The 16,981-nt window shown below is 66.7% G+C and carries 17 protein-coding genes; 5 read left to right on the forward strand and 12 right to left on the reverse strand.

What is annotated here, in order from left to right; translation table 11 throughout:
* Nucleotides 1-132: 132 nt before the first annotated feature.
* From RXV90_RS02995 to RXV90_RS03005, 3 genes are read right to left on the reverse strand one after another with little or no spacing between them, the layout of a single operon-like run.
* The gene (locus tag RXV90_RS02995) at nt 133-1,617 is read right to left on the reverse strand and encodes an AMP nucleosidase (RefSeq protein WP_316646796.1); all 1,485 of its coding nucleotides are present in this window, start codon (nt 1,615-1,617) and stop codon (nt 133-135) included.
* Entirely contained in the window at nt 1,614-3,425 is a 1,812-nt protein-coding gene (gene ade / locus RXV90_RS03000) for an adenine deaminase (RefSeq protein ID WP_316646797.1), read from the reverse strand. The genes RXV90_RS02995 and ade overlap by 4 nt, the downstream gene beginning before the upstream one ends.
* A 43-nt stretch (nt 3,426-3,468) precedes the next feature.
* On the reverse strand, nt 3,469-4,281 hold the full coding sequence (locus tag RXV90_RS03005; RefSeq protein ID WP_316646798.1) for a class I SAM-dependent methyltransferase: 813 nt from the start codon (nt 4,279-4,281) through the stop codon (nt 3,469-3,471).
* Nucleotides 4,282-4,365: 84 nt separating this feature from the next.
* Here RXV90_RS03005 and RXV90_RS03010 point away from each other — a divergent pair, with 84 nt between their 5' ends.
* Nucleotides 4,366-5,235: an SDR family oxidoreductase gene (locus RXV90_RS03010; RefSeq protein WP_316646799.1), complete on the forward strand. Its 870-nt coding sequence runs from the start codon at nt 4,366-4,368 to the stop codon at nt 5,233-5,235.
* Here RXV90_RS03010 and RXV90_RS03015 read toward each other — a convergent pair.
* From RXV90_RS03015 to dxs, 3 genes are read right to left on the reverse strand one after another with little or no spacing between them, the layout of a single operon-like run.
* Nucleotides 5,190-5,885, reverse strand: coding sequence for an androgen-induced gene 1 family protein (locus RXV90_RS03015; RefSeq protein ID WP_316646800.1), 696 nt, complete (start codon nt 5,883-5,885; stop codon nt 5,190-5,192). The genes RXV90_RS03010 and RXV90_RS03015 overlap by 46 nt on opposite strands.
* Complete coding sequence (locus tag RXV90_RS03020) at nt 5,882-6,565, reverse strand: ankyrin repeat domain-containing protein (RefSeq protein ID WP_316646801.1); 684 nt, start codon at nt 6,563-6,565, stop codon at nt 5,882-5,884. The genes RXV90_RS03015 and RXV90_RS03020 overlap by 4 nt, the downstream gene beginning before the upstream one ends.
* Entirely contained in the window at nt 6,562-8,487 is a 1,926-nt protein-coding gene (dxs, locus tag RXV90_RS03025) for a 1-deoxy-D-xylulose-5-phosphate synthase (protein ID WP_316646802.1), read from the reverse strand. The genes RXV90_RS03020 and dxs overlap by 4 nt, the downstream gene beginning before the upstream one ends.
* Before the next feature lie 152 nt (nt 8,488-8,639).
* On the opposite strand from dxs, the gene RXV90_RS03030 reads away from it, so the two are divergent.
* A complete protein-coding gene (locus tag RXV90_RS03030; RefSeq protein WP_316646803.1) occupies nt 8,640-9,503 on the forward strand; it encodes an NAD(P)-dependent oxidoreductase in 864 nt (287 codons plus the stop codon).
* A gap of 12 nt (nt 9,504-9,515) precedes the next feature.
* Here the strand turns inward: RXV90_RS03030 and RXV90_RS03035 are convergent, their stop codons facing one another.
* Genes RXV90_RS03035 through RXV90_RS03045 form a run of 3 tightly spaced genes read right to left on the reverse strand, consistent with a single transcriptional unit; the run spans nt 9,516 to nt 11,547 of the window.
* The gene (locus tag RXV90_RS03035; RefSeq protein WP_316647153.1) at nt 9,516-10,364 is read right to left on the reverse strand and encodes a polyprenyl synthetase family protein; all 849 of its coding nucleotides are present in this window, start codon (nt 10,362-10,364) and stop codon (nt 9,516-9,518) included.
* A 14-nt stretch (nt 10,365-10,378) separates the two neighbouring features.
* Nucleotides 10,379-10,621 (reverse strand): exodeoxyribonuclease VII small subunit, encoded by a 243-nt coding sequence (locus RXV90_RS03040; RefSeq protein WP_316646804.1) that lies wholly within the window; start codon nt 10,619-10,621, stop codon nt 10,379-10,381.
* The gene (locus RXV90_RS03045) at nt 10,618-11,547 is read right to left on the reverse strand and encodes a histone deacetylase family protein (protein ID WP_316646805.1); all 930 of its coding nucleotides are present in this window, start codon (nt 11,545-11,547) and stop codon (nt 10,618-10,620) included. The genes RXV90_RS03040 and RXV90_RS03045 overlap by 4 nt, the downstream gene beginning before the upstream one ends.
* A gap of 158 nt (nt 11,548-11,705) precedes the next feature.
* Between RXV90_RS03045 and RXV90_RS03050 the strand changes: the two genes are divergently transcribed.
* Together RXV90_RS03050 and RXV90_RS03055 are read left to right on the forward strand one after the other, a co-directional pair.
* Entirely contained in the window at nt 11,706-12,521 is an 816-nt protein-coding gene (locus RXV90_RS03050; RefSeq protein WP_316646806.1) for a hypothetical protein, read from the forward strand.
* Between the two features lie 70 nt (nt 12,522-12,591).
* Nucleotides 12,592-13,392, forward strand: coding sequence for an outer membrane protein (locus tag RXV90_RS03055; protein WP_316646807.1), 801 nt, complete (start codon nt 12,592-12,594; stop codon nt 13,390-13,392).
* Nucleotides 13,393-13,498: 106 nt separating this feature from the next.
* Here the strand turns inward: RXV90_RS03055 and RXV90_RS03060 are convergent, their stop codons facing one another.
* Entirely contained in the window at nt 13,499-14,209 is a 711-nt protein-coding gene (locus tag RXV90_RS03060; protein ID WP_410482335.1) for a response regulator, read from the reverse strand.
* Nucleotides 14,209-14,709 carry a MarR family winged helix-turn-helix transcriptional regulator gene (locus RXV90_RS03065; RefSeq protein WP_316646809.1) on the reverse strand — a complete coding sequence of 167 codons (501 nt, stop codon included), beginning with the start codon at nt 14,707-14,709 and terminating at the stop codon, nt 14,209-14,211. Before RXV90_RS03065 ends, RXV90_RS03060 begins: the two co-directional genes overlap by 1 nt.
* A 152-nt stretch (nt 14,710-14,861) precedes the next feature.
* Between RXV90_RS03065 and RXV90_RS03070 the strand changes: the two genes are divergently transcribed.
* Complete coding sequence (locus RXV90_RS03070) at nt 14,862-15,731, forward strand: branched-chain amino acid aminotransferase (RefSeq protein WP_316646810.1); 870 nt, start codon at nt 14,862-14,864, stop codon at nt 15,729-15,731.
* A 2-nt stretch (nt 15,732-15,733) separates the two neighbouring features.
* Here the strand turns inward: RXV90_RS03070 and RXV90_RS03075 are convergent, their stop codons facing one another.
* A complete protein-coding gene (locus RXV90_RS03075) occupies nt 15,734-16,933 on the reverse strand; it encodes an alginate lyase family protein (RefSeq protein WP_316646811.1) in 1,200 nt (399 codons plus the stop codon).
* Nucleotides 16,934-16,981 lie beyond the last annotated feature (48 nt).

Consider the following 16,981-nt stretch of genomic DNA (forward strand, 5'->3'; position numbering starts at 1 on the left):
TCTTTGTCTCCTCGATTCGCCCTTATCTCGGGGCGTCCTCCGCTGTTTTAACGTCATATTGATAGCACACACAATGGTTAGTGGCAGCAAAATAAGGGCTATCAAGCCATTTCGCGCACTTTTTTCGCGAGTTCAGAGGAATGCCGTCTCCTCAAAGCTGCGCAGCTTCCGCGAATGGATGCGTTCAAGCGGCATCCCCGCGATCGCCTCCATCGCGCGGATTCCGATCAGCAGGTGCCGCGACACCTGCGTGCGGTAGAAATCCGAGGCCATGCCGGGCAGCTTCAGCTCCCCGTGCAACGGCTTGTCAGAGACGCACAGAAGCGTGCCATAGGGCACCCGGAACCGGAACCCGTTCGCCGCGATCGTCGCACTTTCCATGTCAAGCGCGACGGCGCGGGATTGCGACAACCGCTGCACCGGGCCCGACTGGTCGCGCAGTTCCCAGTTGCGGTTGTCGATGGTGGCCACGGTGCCGGTGCGCATGATCCGCTTCAGGTCATAGCCTTCATATTCGGTCACCTCCGCCACCGCACGTTCCAGCGCCACCTGGATTTCGGCGAGTGGCGGGATCGGCACCCATACCGGCAGGTCGTCGTCCAGCACGTGGTCTTCCCTGAGATAACCATGTGCCAGCACGAAATCGCCCAGCTGCTGCGAATTCCTCAGACCCGCGCAATGGCCCACCATCAGCCAGGCATGGGGGCGCAGGACAGCGATGTGATCGGTCGCCGTCTTCGCGTTCGACGGCCCGACCCCGATATTGACGAGGGTGATCCCCGCCCCGTCCTTCCGGCACAGGTGATAGCTCGGCATCTGCGGCAGCTTTGCGGGCACCGTCATCGGCCCATCCGACGCGGTGATCACCTGGTTGCCGGGGCCGACGAAGGCGGTATAGCCGCTTTCGGGATCGGCCAGCATCGCGCGGGCAAACGCCTCGAACTCGTCGACATAGAACTGGTAGTTCGTGAACAGAACGTGGTTCTGAAAATGCTCGGCATCGGTCGAGGTGTAATGCGCCAGCCGCGCAAGCGAGTAATCCACCCGCTGCGCGGTGAACGGCGCCAGCGAACGCGCGCCGTCCTCGAAGGTGAAGCCATAGCCATTGACGATGTCGTCATTCGTCGTCGACAGGTCCGGCACGTCGAATACGTCGCGCAGGGTGAACTCCATCGCCCCGTCCTGCGGCACCGTCATCGCCTTGTCGTTCGCCACCGCGAAATGCACCGGCATCGGCGTGATCGAAGGGCCGATATGCACCGGCACCCCGTGGTTATCGATCAGAAGGCCGATCTGCTGGGTCAGGTAATTCGCGAACAGATCGGGCCGGGTGATCGTTGCCGCATAAATTCCGGGCTCGGCCACGTGGCCAAAACTCAGGCGGCTGTCGATCGCCGCAAAGCTCGTCGTGGCAAAGCGGATCTCGGGGTAGAACGCGCGATACCGCGCTTCGGGCCGCCCACCGGCCAGGCTGTCGGAAAACTTCTCGCACAGAAACCGCACCGCGGTGTCGTAAAGCTCTGCCAGCCGCTCTACCGCCTTCGCGGGGTCGGTAAACGCCTCATGCGCCGGGGCGTCGGGGCATTCGATGGGCAGGTTGCGGTCGCGCGCGTTCATGTCTCGGCCTCGAAAAGATCTGTCAGTTCAAATTTCGTCACATCCACCAGCCCAAGATCGGAAATCCTGAGTTCGGGGATCACCACCAGCGCAAGCAGCGAATGCTGCATATAGGCGTTGTTCAGGGTGCAGCCGCAGGCTACCATCGCCGCCACCATCGCCTCGGCCTTCGCCGCCACCTCCGCCGCGGGGCTGTCCGACATCAGCCCGGCGATGGGAAGTTCCACAAGCGCGATCTCCTCGCCATCCTTCCAGACGGTGACGCCGCCCCCCACCTCGGCCAGCCGGTTCACGGCTTGCGCCATATCCTCGCGGCTCGTGCCGACGACGATCATGTGGTGGCTGTCATGAGCAACGGTCGATGCCATCGCCATCCGCCCTTCATAGCCAAAACCGGAGACGAAGCCGTTCACGACACCCCCCGTCGCGCGGTGCCGCTCCACAAGGGCGATCTGGCACACGCCCCCCTCGCCCTCGACCACCCCGTCCGACACGGGAAGCTCGGCGGTCAGCGCCTTGGTCGGCGCCTGGTTCTCGACGACGCCGATCACCTTCGCCCTCACCCGGTTGGCACCCTCGGGCGCGGCAACCTCGAAGGCCTCCGTCGTTACCGGGGCCTTCAGGTGGACCGAAGCGCGTGCCGCGTCCGGCCAGCCGATATGCGGGCACTCCACAACGCACCGGCCGTCTTCGGCCACCAGCACCCCCCGCGCCCAGACCCGCTCGACCGGCAGGGTTTCAAGGTCGGAGGTCAGGATCATGTCCGCCCGCCGCCCCGGCGCGATAGATCCCAGCTCCCGCTCCAGCCCGAAATGCGTGGCCGTGTTCACCGTCGCCATCTGCAGCGCCACAAGCGGATCGCACCCGCAGGCAATCGCGTGCCGCACGACGCGGTTCATGTGGCCCTCGTTCACCAGCGTCCCCGAATGGCAGTCATCGGTGCAGAGGATGAAGTTCCTGGGGTCCATCCCGCGCTCCGTCACCGCCGTGATCTGGCTTTCCACGTCATACCAGGCCGATCCCAGCCGCAGCATCGAACGCATGCCCTGCCGCGCCCGCGCAACCGCATCGGCCTCCGCCGTGCCCTCGTGATCGTCCGCCGCACCACCGGCCAGGTAGGCCGAGAACGCCACGCCCCGATCCGGGCTCGCATAATGCCCGCCCACCGTCTTGCCGGCCCGCATCGTCGCCGCCATCTCGGCCAGCATCTGGGGATCGCCCGCAATCACGCCGGGAAAATTCATCATCTCGCCCAGCCCGATAATACCGGGCCAGGCCATCGCCTCCGCCACGTCCCCGGCCGAAATCTCGAACCCTGTTGTCTCGAGCCCCGGCGCCGACGGTGCGCAGGACGGCATCTGGGTAAAGATGTTGACGGGCTGCATCAGCGCCTCGTCATGCATCAGCCGCACGCCTTCCAGCCCCATGACATTCGCGATCTCGTGCGGATCGGTGAACATCGTCGTCGTCCCGTGCGGGATCACGGCGCGCGCGAACTCCGCAGGCGTCAGCATCCCGCTCTCGATATGCATATGCCCGTCGCACAGACCGGGCAGCACATAGCGCCCTCCAGCATCCACAATCTCGGTGCCCTCGCCGATCGTATGCCCGGCATCGGGGCCGAGATAGGCGAACCGGCCCGCCGCCACCGCGATCTCCCAGCCATCAAGCACTTCGCGGCTTTGCACGTTGACGACACGCCCGCCCCGGATCACCAGATCAGCGGGCGCACGGCCCGATGCCACCGCCACGAGATGCGGCGCAACATCGGCCCAATCCTGAATGTGAAATGCAGTTCCCTTCGACATGGCGCAGAATGCCACGCCCCGCCGGGCGCCTCAAGGCCCGCCGTCAGGCCTCCCGCCGCGTCAGCACGACAAGGCGGTACTCGTGCTCTTTCGGGAAGCTGTCCGACCGTGACGAGGCGCGCTCGAACTTGTCGAGCGCCCGGCCCAGCACCTTCTCCGCCGCCCAGGCCTTCAGCCGGCTCTCCGCACGAAACGCACTGCGGAACCGCTTCACGAAGGGCGCCACATGGGCGTTCTTGATGTGGTCGTGAATGGCGAAGCTCGGGGCGATCGCATCGGTTTCGTCCACGTCGCTTTCGATTGCGAACACGCCCTGTGCCTCCACCGCCTCGCAAAAGGCCGCATGGGTGCCCCGCGTGCCGCCGCCATGGGCGAATCCGGGCCTCCGGAAGTAGTCGAAAATCACGATGCTCTGCCGCGCCACCCGCGCCAGCTGATCAAACGCGGGCTGAAGCTCGATATAGTGAAAGCTCTCTGCAAAGAGGCAGCAGTCGTGCTCACCCCCTTCGTAGTCCTCGAACTTCGCGTCGATCACCTCCGTCCCCGGCGGCAGCTTCCGCCGTGCCATCTCGTTCATCTGAACCGACGGCGACACGCAGGTAACGTCAAAACCGCGCTTGACCAGCGCGCGCGCATTGGCGCCCGTGCCCGATCCGACATCGAGGATGCTCTTCGTCCCTTCCGGCACCGCGCCCACCAGCCGCTCGAAATAGGCCTGCTGCGCCGCGCCGAAGGCAGCGGCCGAAAGCGTCTCGGGCGGGCCTTCCGGGAAATAGCCGTAATGGGCGAACCCGTGCCCGTACATCACTTCCGACAACAGCCCCGCGGCATCGAGTTCAAGCGACTTGAGGTCCATGTTCCTCCTGACCCGCCCGCTTGGGCACCGGCCCGGGGCAATTTTCTGCTTGCCTGCAGATAGCTCCCACCGGAATAGGAGACAATGACCGAAACGCTCCTCACCCTCGGCCACGGCTATTCCGCCGCGGCCCTCGCCCGCCGCCTGCGTCCCGACGGATGGTCGGTGATCGGCTCAACCCGCTCGCCAGAGAAGGCCGAACGCCTCGCCTCCGATGGCGTCGAGCCCGTGCTCTGGCCCGGCGACGGCGACATTTCCGGGGCCATCGAGCGCGCCACCCACATCCTGATCTCCGCCGCGCCTGGGGACGACGGCGACCCGGTGCTGAACGCTCTGGGCAAGAGGATCGCGGCCAACGCGGGCCACATCGAATGGCTCGGCTATCTCTCGACCACCGGGGTCTATGGCGATCACGGCGGCGGCTGGGTCGATGAAACGACCCCGCTCACACCGTCCACGAAACGCGGCCTGCAGCGGGTCGATGCCGAAGCGGGCTGGCAGGCCCTTGCCTCGGCCCACGGCCTGCCCCTTCACATCTTCCGCCTTGCGGGCATCTACGGCCCCGGGCGCGGCCCCTTCTCGAAGGTCCGGAACGGCACGGCGAGGCGCATCGTCAAGGAAGGCCAGGTCTTCTCGCGCATCCATGTCGACGATATCGCCCAGGTTCTCGCCGCCTCCATCGCGCGGCCCGATCCCGGCGCGGTCTACAACCTGTGCGACGACGATCCCGCCCCGCCGCAGGACGTGATCGCCCATGCCGCCACGCTCCTCGGTGTGCCCCTGCCCCCCGAAGTTCATTTCGAAGACGCCGATCTCTCGCCCATGGCGAAAAGCTTCTATGCGGAATCGAAACGCGTGCGAAACGACCGGATCAAGACCGAGCTGGGGGTTCAGCTCATCCACCCCGATTACCGGTCCGGGCTCTCCGCGCTCCTCGCCGCCGAAGTCGGCTGAAGCTGCCGGATCCCCCAGGCCAGCCCCGCGAAAAGGCCGAGGATCACCAGGCCCGTAACCACCGTCACCCCGTAGAACTGAAGCCGCGCCGCAGGCTCCAGCGCGTTCAGGAACGGATAGGGCAACCCATCGGTCACCGGGCCGACGGGAAAATCGTTGAACGGCCCCACGAACAGCTCCACCCATGCCAGGTATCCCAGCGCCACGCCCAGAAACGGCAGCACCGCGCGCATCGGTCGCCGGAACCCGCCATAGATGAAAAGCACGTCGATCCACTGCAGAACCGGCCCGACCCCGTGTAGGTAATAGTCGACCCACAGGGGCAGGGGATCGCCCGCCACCACCAGCGCCGGGTCCTGTAACCACAAGCGCCAGTACATCAACACGGTCAGCCCGTTCGCCACCGCCGCGACCATCACGAGGCGCGACCAGGTCTTCTCGCTCCGCCCCTCGGTCAGGGCAAGCATCCGGCTCGCGGCGACGAAGGAAAGCACAAGCGCCCAGATCGTCAGATAGCGGAATGGTCCCCCGGCATGGCCATAATCGGCTGCCACAACGAGCTGCCGGATCATGAAACCGGCGGCCAGCAGAAACACCACCCAGCGATAGATCAGCACCCAGCGGGCACGCGGATCGACCGGAAAGCTCACTCTGCCCCGGCGGCGCGCAGGATCGCCGCCATCTCGGCATAGCCGCGCGCCTCGGCGAGGGCGAGCGGCGTGGCCCCCTGACGGTCGCCAAGCTCCGGGTCCGCCCCGGCGGCCAGAAGCGCCCGGGCCACCGCCTGGTGATCGGGGCCGCCATCGCCCAGCACGACGGATTCGATCAGCGCCGTCCAGCCGAGGTTGTTCACGTGGTCCAGGGGCGCGCCAGCCGCGATCAGCCGCCGCACCACCTCGGCATGGCCCAGATGCGCCGCCGCGATCAGGGCGGTTCCGTCATAGGGGCTGGTCACCAGCCCGGGATCGTTGCCAAGCGCGATCGCCAGCGACATGATTTCGGGGTCATCCGCCACCGCCGTGATCGTCACCGCATCATAGGCCTGGCCTTCCAGCGCGTTCATATCCGCCCCGGCCTCCGCGAGCGCCCTCAGCGCCTCCGCTTCCGATGCGAAGGCGGCCACGTGAACGGCCGTCCGGCCTCGCCTGTCTCGCGCCTCAAGCTCCGCACCTTCTGCCACAAGCTGCCGGATCGCTGCGGCATCGCCCGCCGCCGCAGCGGCGTGAAGCCCCTCGTACCCCGCGATCTCCGACGCAGAGGGCGGCACCTGCGCAACCGCCGCGCCTCCCGCCAGAACTGCCGCAAGACACGCAAGTACCCGCGCGATCATGCCCGCTGGCCCACGACGGCGACGCCCATGACCTCAAGCACCTTCGCTTCGATATCCGGCGCGCTCATCCCCGCCACCCGGTACATATCCGCCGGGCTCGCCTGGTCGATGAACGTATCGGGGAAGACCATCGATCGGAACTTCAGGCCCGCGTCGAACACGCCCTCGTCGCCCAGAAGCTGCGCCACATGGCTGCCGAACCCGCCGACCGCACCCTCCTCGATGGTGATCAGCGCCTCGTGCCGCGCCGCCAGATCGAGGATCAGCTCTCGGTCGAGCGGCTTTGCAAACCGCGCATCCGCCACCGTGGGCGATATCCCCTTCGCCTCCAGCCGCTCGGCGGCCAGCAGCACCTCGGAAAGCCGCGCCCCGAAGGACAGGATCGCCACGCCCTTGCCTTCGCGGATCATCCGCCCCTTGCCGATCTCGATGGGCGCGCCACGCTCGGGCATCTCGACGCCCGCGCCCTCGCCCCGCGGGAAGCGGAACGCGATGGGGCCTTCGTCGTGCCGCGCCGCCGTCGCCACCATGTGCCGAAGCTCCGCCTCGTCGGCGGCGGCCATCACCACGAAGCCGGGCAGGTTCGCCAGATAGCCGATGTCGAAGCTGCCGGCATGGGTCGCCCCGTCGGCACCCACAAGCCCCGCGCGGTCGATCGCGAACCGCACCGGCAGGCGCTGGATCGCCACGTCATGCACGACCTGATCGTATCCCCGCTGCAGAAAGGTCGAATAAAGCGCGCAGAACGGCCGAAGGCCTCCTGCCGCCATCCCCGCGCTGAAGGTCACCGCATGCTGCTCGGCAATGCCCACGTCGAAGCACCGGCTTGGATAGCGCTCGGCGAAAAGCTTCAGCCCCGTCCCATCGGGCATCGCCGCCGTTACGGCGGAAATCTTGTCGTCCTCGGCCGCCTCCTGCGCGAGGCTTTCGGCAAACACCTTGGTGTAGGACGGCGCATTCGACGGCGCCTTCTTCTGCTCGCCGGTGATCACGTCGAATTTCGAAACGCCGTGGCCCTTGTCGCGCGCGGCCTCCGCCGGGCCATACCCCTTGCCCTTCTCGGTGATCACGTGGATCAGGATCGGCCCGGTCGCCCGCGCCTTCACCGTCCGCAGGACGGGAAGAAGCTGGCCCAGATCATGCCCGTCGATCGGCCCCACATAAGAAAAGCCAAGCTCCTCGAACAGCGTGCCACCGACGGTCATGTGCTTCAGCACATCCTTCGCCCGCCGCGCCCCTTCCTGGAACGGGCCGGGCAGAAGGCTCACCGCCCCCTTCGCCGCCGCCTTCAGCTCCTGAAACGGCGCGCCCGCATAAAGCCGCGACAGATAGCTGCTCATCGCGCCTACCGGCGGCGCGATCGACATCTCGTTGTCGTTCAGGATGACGATCAGCCGCTTCTTCAGATGGCCCGCATTGTTCATCGCTTCGAACGCCATTCCGGCGCTCATCGCCCCGTCACCGATCACGGCGATGGCATCGCCGATCCCGTGCTCCGGCGCACCGCCCAGATCCCGCGCCACGGCAAAACCCAGCGCGGCGCTGATCGAGGTCGAGGAGTGCGCGGCCCCGAACGGGTCATAGGGGCTTTCCGACCGCTTCGTGAATCCGCTCAACCCGTCCTTCTGCCTCAGCGTCCTGATCCGGTCGCGCCGGCCCGTCAGTATCTTGTGAGGATAGCACTGGTGGCTCACATCCCAGATGATCCGGTCCTTCGGCGCCTCGAATACGGCATGCAGCGCCACGGTCAGTTCCACGACGCCAAGCCCGGCACCAAGGTGCCCGCCGGTCTCGCTCACGGCGCTGATCGTCTCGGCGCGAAGCTCACCCGCAAGCCGTTCGAGATCGGCGTCACTCAGGCCCTTCATGTCGGCGGGCACGCGCACGCGGTCCAGCAACGGTGTATTCGGTCTCTCGGTCATCGATCGGTCCGGTTTCGGTTTCGCGCGGACACATAGCCTCACCGGCCCGGCACGGCAACTCTCGCCAAAGACCGCAGGGCGGAGAGAATCGATGACGAAACACATCCCTTGCCCTACCCTCGCCTCTGTTCCACCAGGGCGTGGAGGGGATGATGAGCGATCTCACGATGATCGGTCTCGGGGCGATGGGATCGGCGCTCGCCCGCACGTTTCTCGTCGCGGGGCACAGGCTCACCGTCTGGAACCGAAGCCCGGATCGCATGGCGCCCTTCGAACCCCTCGGGGCGACGCTCGCGCCCTCGGCAGCGAAGGCCGCCGCCGCCAGTCCGGTCTCCGTCCTCTGCATCGACAATTACGACGCAACGCATACCCTTCTCGCTTCCCCGGGCGTGGCCGATGCGCTCTCGGGGCGCATCCTCGTGCAACTCAGCACCGGAACACCCGCCGAGGCCCGCGCCCTGCAGGCGTGGCTGGATCCGCGCGGGATCGGCCATATCGACGGCGCGATCATGCCCTATCCCGACGGGATCGGGGCGGACGACGCCCAAATCCTCTTTGCCGGTCCCGCCACGCTCTACGCCGCCTGCCTGCCCCGTCTCGCCTGCCTCGGCGGCGACCTGCGCCACGTGGGCAGTGAGATCGGCGCAGCCGCTGCCCTCGACATGGCGCTCCTGACGCACCAGCTCACGAACTACCTCGGCGTCTGGCACGGCGCCCGCGTCTGCGAGGCCGAGGGCATCGGCGTCGACAGTCTCGCCGCCCTCTTTCCCCAGGACGATCCCGCCGCGCATCTCGCCTGGCGCATCCACCGCGAAGAGTTCGACACGCCAGGCGCCACACTCGACGTCTGGAACGCCGCCCTCGACAGGATTTTGCAGCAAGCCGAAGACGCAGGGATCACGTCGGAGATCCCGGGCCTCGTCTCAAGCCTGTTCCGCCGCGCCATCGCCCTCGGCCACGGCGCACGCGATATCGGCACTGTGATGGACGTCCTGCGGGGGTCCGCTCCGGCCTGACCTGTCTGCCGCTCAGGCGTTCCGCTCGACGACGAAACGCGCGGCCTCGCGCAGGCGATCCGCACCTGCGCCATAAGGCGCAAGCGCCGCGACGGCCTCGTCCACCAGCACCCCCGCCCGCGCCTTCGCGCCATCCAGCCCCAGAAGCGACACGAAGGTCGCCTTTCCGGCCTCGGCATCCTTCTTCAGCCGCTTGCCCGCAAGCTCCGGGTCGCCCTCCACATCGAGGATGTCGTCGGCGATCTGAAAGGCGAGGCCGAGCGCCGTGGCATAGGCCCGCATAGGGGCCGGATCGGCCCCGCCGAGAAGGGCCCCCGCCTCCGCCGACCAGCGGATCAGCGCCCCGGTCTTGTTCGCCTGAAGCTCGGTGATCTCCTCAAGGCTCAGGGCCCGCCCAGCCGTCTCTGCGGCGATGTCCTGCGCCTGCCCGATCACCATGTCCTGCGCGCCCCGCGCCAGGGCTGCCACAAGGGCGATCCGCACGGCCGGATCGGGATGCCCCGCCTCCCGCGACAGCAGATCGAACGCGAAGGTCTGAAGCGCATCGCCCACCAGCACCGCGCTCGCTTCGTCCCATTTCACATGCACCGTCGGCTGCCCGCGCCGCAGGTCATCGTCATCCATGCAGGGCAGATCGTCATGCACGAGGCTATAGGCATGCAGCGCCTCGATCGCACCCGCGGCATAGACGGCCTGCGCGGCAGGCACCCCGAAGAGCGCCGCCCCCTCGATCACCAGAAACCCGCGCAGCCGCTTGCCGCCGGTCAGCGCATAGCGCATGCCATGCACGACCGGCAGATCCGGCCCCTCCGGCAACACCTCATCGAACAGGGCTTGAATCTCGGCGGCCCGCGCCGCCATCGCCGCCTTCAGGCTCACGACGCGTCGAAGGGTGCGGTTCCCGTGGCGTTCCCTTCGGCATCTGCCTGGATCGTCGCCACCTTCTCTTCCGCCTCGTGCAGCTTCTTCTCGCAATGGGCCCTCAGCGCCGCACCGCGCTCGTAAAGCGAAATCGACTTCTCAAGCTCGACATTGCCCGAATCCAGCTGGCCCACGATGCTCTCCAGTTCCCGCATCGCATCCTCGAAGCTCATCTTGTCAATCGGCGTCTCGCTCATCCGCCCCGCTCCATCAGAACACCCACATGGGCCGCCACGCTGGCCCCCAGCGCGTTCAGATCATACCCGCCTTCGAGTGTCGAGACCACGCGCCCCCCGGCATGAGCCTCCGCAACATCCAGAACGGCCTCGGTAACCCAGACGAAATCCGCCTCGGTCCATCTGAGTGTCGCCAGCGGATCGGCAGCATGGGCGTCGAACCCGGCCGAGATCAGCACAAGCTCCGGCGCGAAATCGTCCAGCGCAGGGATCACCTCGCGCTCGTAAAGCGCGCGCATCTCCGCCCCGCCCGTGCCTGGCGCGAGGGGAATGTTGATCACGTTGTCAAAGGCGCCGCGCTCATCCGCCCGCCCCGTCCCGGGAAACAGCGGCATCTCGTGGGAAGACACGAAAAGCGTGCGCTCCTCCTCCCACAGAAGATCCTGCGTCCCGTTCCCGTGGTGCACATCGAAATCGACGATCGCCACGCGCTCAAGCCCGTGTGCCTCAAGCGCATGCCTGGCCGCGATCGCAACATTGCCGAACAGGCAAAAGCCCATCGCGCGTTCCGTCTCCGCATGGTGGCCCGGCGGACGGCACCCGACGAAGGCATTGGCCACCTCGCCGGCCATCACCGCATCGACGGCGGCGATACAGCCCCCCACGGCCCGCCACGCGGCGGTCAGCGTCCCGGGCGACATATGCGTATCGGCGTCAAGCGAGACCCAGCCCTCTTCGGGCGCCGCCGTGCGGATCATCTCCAGATACCGCTCCGTATGACAGCGCAGCACATGCTCCGCAGTGCCCAGCGGCGCGTCCCGCCGGTCGAGGCCCTGAACCTCAGAAAGCGCCGCCCCGATCGCCTTGAGCCGCGCCATCTGTTCGGGATGGCCCGGCGGCGTCACATGGGCAAGGCAATCGTCATGGGAATAATAGGCTGTGGTCACGGCGGCGGTCTCCGGTTTTGAGCGGAGCGTAGCCATGGGCGCCGCGCGCGTCCAGCAACCCGCACCCGCCCAAACATTGACACATGTCAATTCGTGAATGCGAAGCCGTACTTTCCTGCCGCCAACCACAGCAACTCCGAAACGAGAGGTCTATCACGATGACACGGGACATCCCCCACACCGTCCTTCTCAGAGGCGCCTCGATCCTGGCGCTCTCTGCAATGCTCGCGGTCTCCGGGCTGCCGGCGGCCACACCGTTCTCGCAGGCGGCCCATGCCGACAGCCATGGCGGCCAGGGCCAGGGCTCCGGCGGCGGTCACACGGGCGGCGAGGGCCACGGGGGCGACCACGGCGAGGATCACGCCGAAGCCTCCGATCACGGCCAGCAGGGCCAGGGGCCACAGGCCGGCGGCGGGGGCACGGGCGGCCAGGGCCAGGGCGCGCCCGATCCAGATTCCGAAGGGCGCGGCCCCAAATACGGGCAGGGCTCCGGCGAAACGGGTGGCAAGCCCGTCTGGGCCCAGGAAGGCATCCCTGAAATCGAACTTGGCCGCCTCAACGTCGCGCGTTCGCCTGATCACGTGCTCGAACGCGCCTATGACGAAGCCCTGTCGAACTTCACGGCGGAGATGGCGGAGTTCTACAACCTGACCCTCGAAGAGGCGATCACCGAACTCTCGCTCAACTTCGACGATCTCGTCTTCATCGATTCCCCGCTTCAGAACCTCGCGCTCCTGAAAGACGCGCTCGACGGCGCGTCGATCCTGAACACCCTGCCGGAGGTGTCGAACTCGAACGATACGCTGCTCGCGATGTTCCTCGGAACGGCCTCGGACAAGACGGTGGAGGTCACGCCGGACACGGCCTACGCGGTCTCGCTCATCCTGGGCTACGAGCTGACCGAGGATCAGGCCATTGCGCTCGCCGCCGATGCCGAGGCGATCCGCATCGCGATCCTCGCCGGTCACGGCTGAGCGTCGTTGAAACGATCCGCCTGCCCGCCCCAGCCGGCGGGCGGGCCGCGATGTATACGGGAGTGATGATATGCGCCGCCTGCTCTACCTGATCGCCTTCCTGGGTTGTGCCGCAACGGCGGGCGCCGCCTCGGCCGGAAGCGGCGAAAGCCTCTTCGGCCTGGACACCGCCAGTGTCACCTACGGGCCTTATCTCCGGGGCGAATTCGGGGTCGCCTCGCCCCGGCCGGGCGGGGCCTTCTGGCGGCCGCCGGGCTTTCCCTCGGATCCGCAGATCAGCTTCGATGCAGATGCCGGCAACGTCTCGCTCGTGGGCCTCGCCTTCGGCTATGACTGGCAGAACGGCTTTCGCGGCGAACTCGCCCTGAACGCCTTCGGCTCCAGCGACGTGACCGCCCCCTGCGCGGCGGCCAGCGACGGCTCGGGCTGCGCCAGTCACGCCGACATCTCCAGCGCCGCGGTCAGGACCCGCGCGCTGATGGCGAATGTCTATTACGCCCCCCGCGAAGCGGCCGGAAACAGCTCCCGCATCCAGCCCTTCCTCACCGCAGGGATCGGCCTCGCGCGCACCACAATGTCGGACTGGACACGCACCAATCCGCTTGCCGGCCAGCCGGTCCGCACCTTCGCAGGGGCAACGGGTTCCGAACTCGCATGGTCCGTGGGCGCCGGCATCGCCATCGAACTCGACACCGACACGAAACACCCGGTGATCTTCGAGGCGACCTATCGCTACTTCGATTTCGGCTCGGCCTCGGGCGGCACCGTCCCGGTCGGCCCGGGCGCCAGCCAGCCCGCGGCCCCCTTCCAGTTCGATCACCGAAGCCACGTGATCTCGGTCGGCATCCGCATCCCGCTGCAACGCCTCTGACCGGGCGCCGCCCGGGCCCCTTCATGTGGCCGGAAATATCCCCGCCGGAGGCATGAAAACTCTTCCGGCGCACCGCTGCGGTCCTGCGGCCGAGATGAAGCGGCGCCTAATCGGGGGCAAGCATGTATCCCGCGCCCCGCACCGTCTGAAGGTAGCGTGGCTGCTTGGGGTTCGCTTCGAGCTTCCGCCTGAGCCGCGTGATCTGCACATCGATCGCGCGTTCCTCGACGCCGCCGCCGGTGTCGCTGCCGCCGCGTCCCAGATCCTCCACAAGCTTCGCGCGCCCCACCGGCGCGCCGGGCGAGGCGGCAAAGATCCGCATCAGCTGGCTTTCGGTCGCCGTCAGCCGGATCGGTGTTTCGCCATCCCAGAGCTTGCCCTTTTCCACGTCGTAGCGCAGCGGGCCGAGCTTCAGCACCTTCGGCGTGGCCGGCCCCGCATCCTCTGCCGGCGCGCGGCGCAGGATCGCGTTGATCCGGAGAAGAAGTTCGCGGGGTTCGAACGGCTTTGCCAGGTAATCGTCGGCCCCCGCCTCGAGCCCGGTGATGCGGTCTTCCGTCTCGCCCTTCGCGGTCAGAAGGAGGATCGGCGTCGCCAGCGTTTCGCGCAAGGACCGGCAGAACGTCACCCCGTCCTCGCCCGGCATCATCACGTCGAGCACGATCAGATCGAATTCGAGCCCTTCGAGAAGCCGCCGCGCATGGGCCGCATCCCGCGCCGCCGAAACCCAGAACCCCTGACGCGCCAGGAACTTCTGCAACAGCCCGCGAATGCGCTCGTCATCGTCGACGATCAGAAGATGGGGATCGGCATCCATCAGCCACGCTCCTTCAGCTCGGCGAAATGCCGTCTCATGTCGGGGTCCATCATCGCCTCCAGCACCTGCCGGAAGCCGGCCACCGCCTCGGGCCCCGCCTGGCGGTAGGCCGCGCGCATCCGGCTGCGCTGCGCCTCGCTCAGCTTGCGTTCAAGCACCGCGCCCGCCTCCGTCAGGTAGAGGTGGCGTTCGCGCCGGTCGCGCGTGCCCACCCGTGCCTCGACCAGCCCGTCCTCGATCAGCGTGCGCAGAACCCGGTTCAGCGACTGTTTCGTGACGCCCAGGATGGCGAGGAGGTTGTTGACCGTCGTGCCCGGCGCGCGGTTGATGAAATGCACCGCCCGGTGATGGGCGCGCCCGTATTCGTGTTCGGCGAGGATGCGGTCGGGATCGGCGGTGAACCCGCGATAGGCGAAGAACATCGCCTCGATGCCCTTGCGAAGCTGTTCGTCCGTCAGAAAGAGAAGGCTCTCGCCTGACTGTGCGCCCGTGTCGGCCATGATCCCGTCCGTCCTGCCGAGGTCATTTTATGTCAGTGTTGTTGACATTCCAAGACTCAACTGGTAGCGAATGGCGGGTTTTGTGAAATATTATATCCGGTTCGGACTTATCTCACGCAACTTTTGAAAAACTGCGCGCAAGGAGGCACCCAATGGCTGGCGCATATGACGATCGCGACGGAGTGATCTGGATGGACGGAAAACTCGTGCCGTGGCGCGACGCGAACGTACACATCCTGACCCATGCCATGCACTATGCCTCTGCCGTCTTCGAGGGCGAGCGCGCCTATAACGGCAGGATCTTCGAAAGCGTGAAGCATTCCGAACGCCTGCTGAAATCGGGCGAGATGCTCGATATGCCGATCCCCTGGTCGGTCGAACAGATCGAAGAGGCGAAATACGCCACGCTGAAGGCGAACGGTCTCGAAGACGGCTATGTCCGCGCGATCTGCTGGCGCGGCGCGGGCGAGGATATGGGGGTCTCTTCCGCGCGCAACCCGGTGCGTATGGCGATCGCGACCTGGGGCTGGGGCAACTATTACGGCGACGCCAAGATGAAGGGCGCCAAGCTCGACATCTCGAAATGGAAGCGCCCGTCTCCCGAAACCATCCCGTCCCATGCCAAGGCGTCAGGCCTCTACATGATCTGCACCATGTCTAAACACGCCGCCGAGGCGAAGGGATGTTCGGACGCGATGATGTTCGACTATCGCGGCTATGTGGCCGAGGCGACCGGCGCCAACATCTTCTTCGTCAAGGACGGCGAGGTGCATACGCCCGATCCCGACTGCATCCTGAACGGCATCACCCGCCAGACGGTGATCGGCATGCTGAAGGATCGCCAGATCAAGGTGCACGAACGCCATATCGAACCCGGCGAACTCGAAGGCTTCGAGCAGTGCTGGCTGACCGGCACGGCGGCCGAGGTCACGCCCGTGGGCCAGATCGGGGATTACAACTTCGAGGTGGGATCGCTTACGCGCGACATCGCGGAAGGTTACGAGAAGCTGGTCAGAAGCTAAACCTACCCCCCGCGCGCCGCCCGCGCCGCGTTGTAGATGCATCCGGTCGCCAGCCCCGTGTCGGAATCGAACAGGGCCGATTGCGACCGGCGCGGGATGCGCGCGGCAAGCCAGCGCGCAGCGTCCGTCTCGGGATACCGGTAGGTATAGATGTGAAGCCACGCGTGCCCGAAGAAGTTCTGCCAGAAATCCTTTCGGTAATCCTGGTAATTGGGCCGGTAGGTCGAATTCAGTGCCACCTTCGCCCAGGGATCGATATTGGCCGGGTTCTGCAGCGCACGCACATATAGCAGCACCGCGTTATGAAGCTTCGCCTCCATGTTGCGGGGCAGCTTCACGCCCTGCGCCCGCGCCATCTCCATCGCCGTCATGATCTCGCCGAGTGCCGTGGCGTGGTACCACAGCGCCCGGTCGCCCCGCGTCGTCCTGCCCTTGATCGACCCGTCCTTCAGCATCAGCCGGTCCAGCCCCTTCACCAGCTTCGTGGTGAGGCTTTTCGCGCGCCGCGCATTGCCTTCGGAATAGGCCTCCTCGATCGCCGGCCAGTACCAGCCGGTCTTGAGCCCCAGGTAGATGTTGCTCGGCGTTTTGTGGCGCCCGTCGAAATAGGCAAACCACTGCCGGATCGCCGCGTGATCGGCCGCCCGCGCCTCGCGCCGGTGGTTGGCGACGGAGGCGAAATAGGCCGATCGCGCCGCCGCCATCGTCATCTGCACCTTGCTGAAATCCTTCGAGTCCGACAGATCCTTGCCATCGGCCCGCCGCCATTCGGTGCAGCTGTCGAGAAGCCGGCCACCCCGCGTGCAGCTTTTCGTCTGGGTAAAGGCGCCGGATTTCGCCCAGAAGGTGAAGACGTCGAGAAGCTGATCGGCCACCCGCGCATTCCCCGTCACCATCACATGCGCCGCGGCGCTGCTGGTGAGATCGGCGAGCCGATCCGCGGCGACGCTCGCGGGGATCCGCTCGGAATTGTCCATGCGTGAATTCAGGCCCTTCAGCTGGATCGGCGGGCGCTGTGACAGGAGCGAACCGAGACTGCCACGCCAGTAATTCGGATTGGCCGGGCAATAGGCCGCTGCCCCCTTGGCCCCGAGGCTTCGCGCCCGTTCCAGCACGTCGCCGGGCACGAAACTCGTCTGCGCGGCGGCGGGCAGGGCCGAGGCCAGAAGAAAAGCGATCAGAATGTGGCATCCCCGAAGCATCGGCAGTCCCCCTCTGCGGTCTGCCGGAAGCTTAGAGGGCGGCGGCCC

The sequence above is a fragment of the Ovoidimarina sediminis genome (genome assembly GCF_032586175.1).
Classification (GTDB): domain Bacteria; phylum Pseudomonadota; class Alphaproteobacteria; order Rhodobacterales; family Rhodobacteraceae; genus Ovoidimarina; species Ovoidimarina sediminis.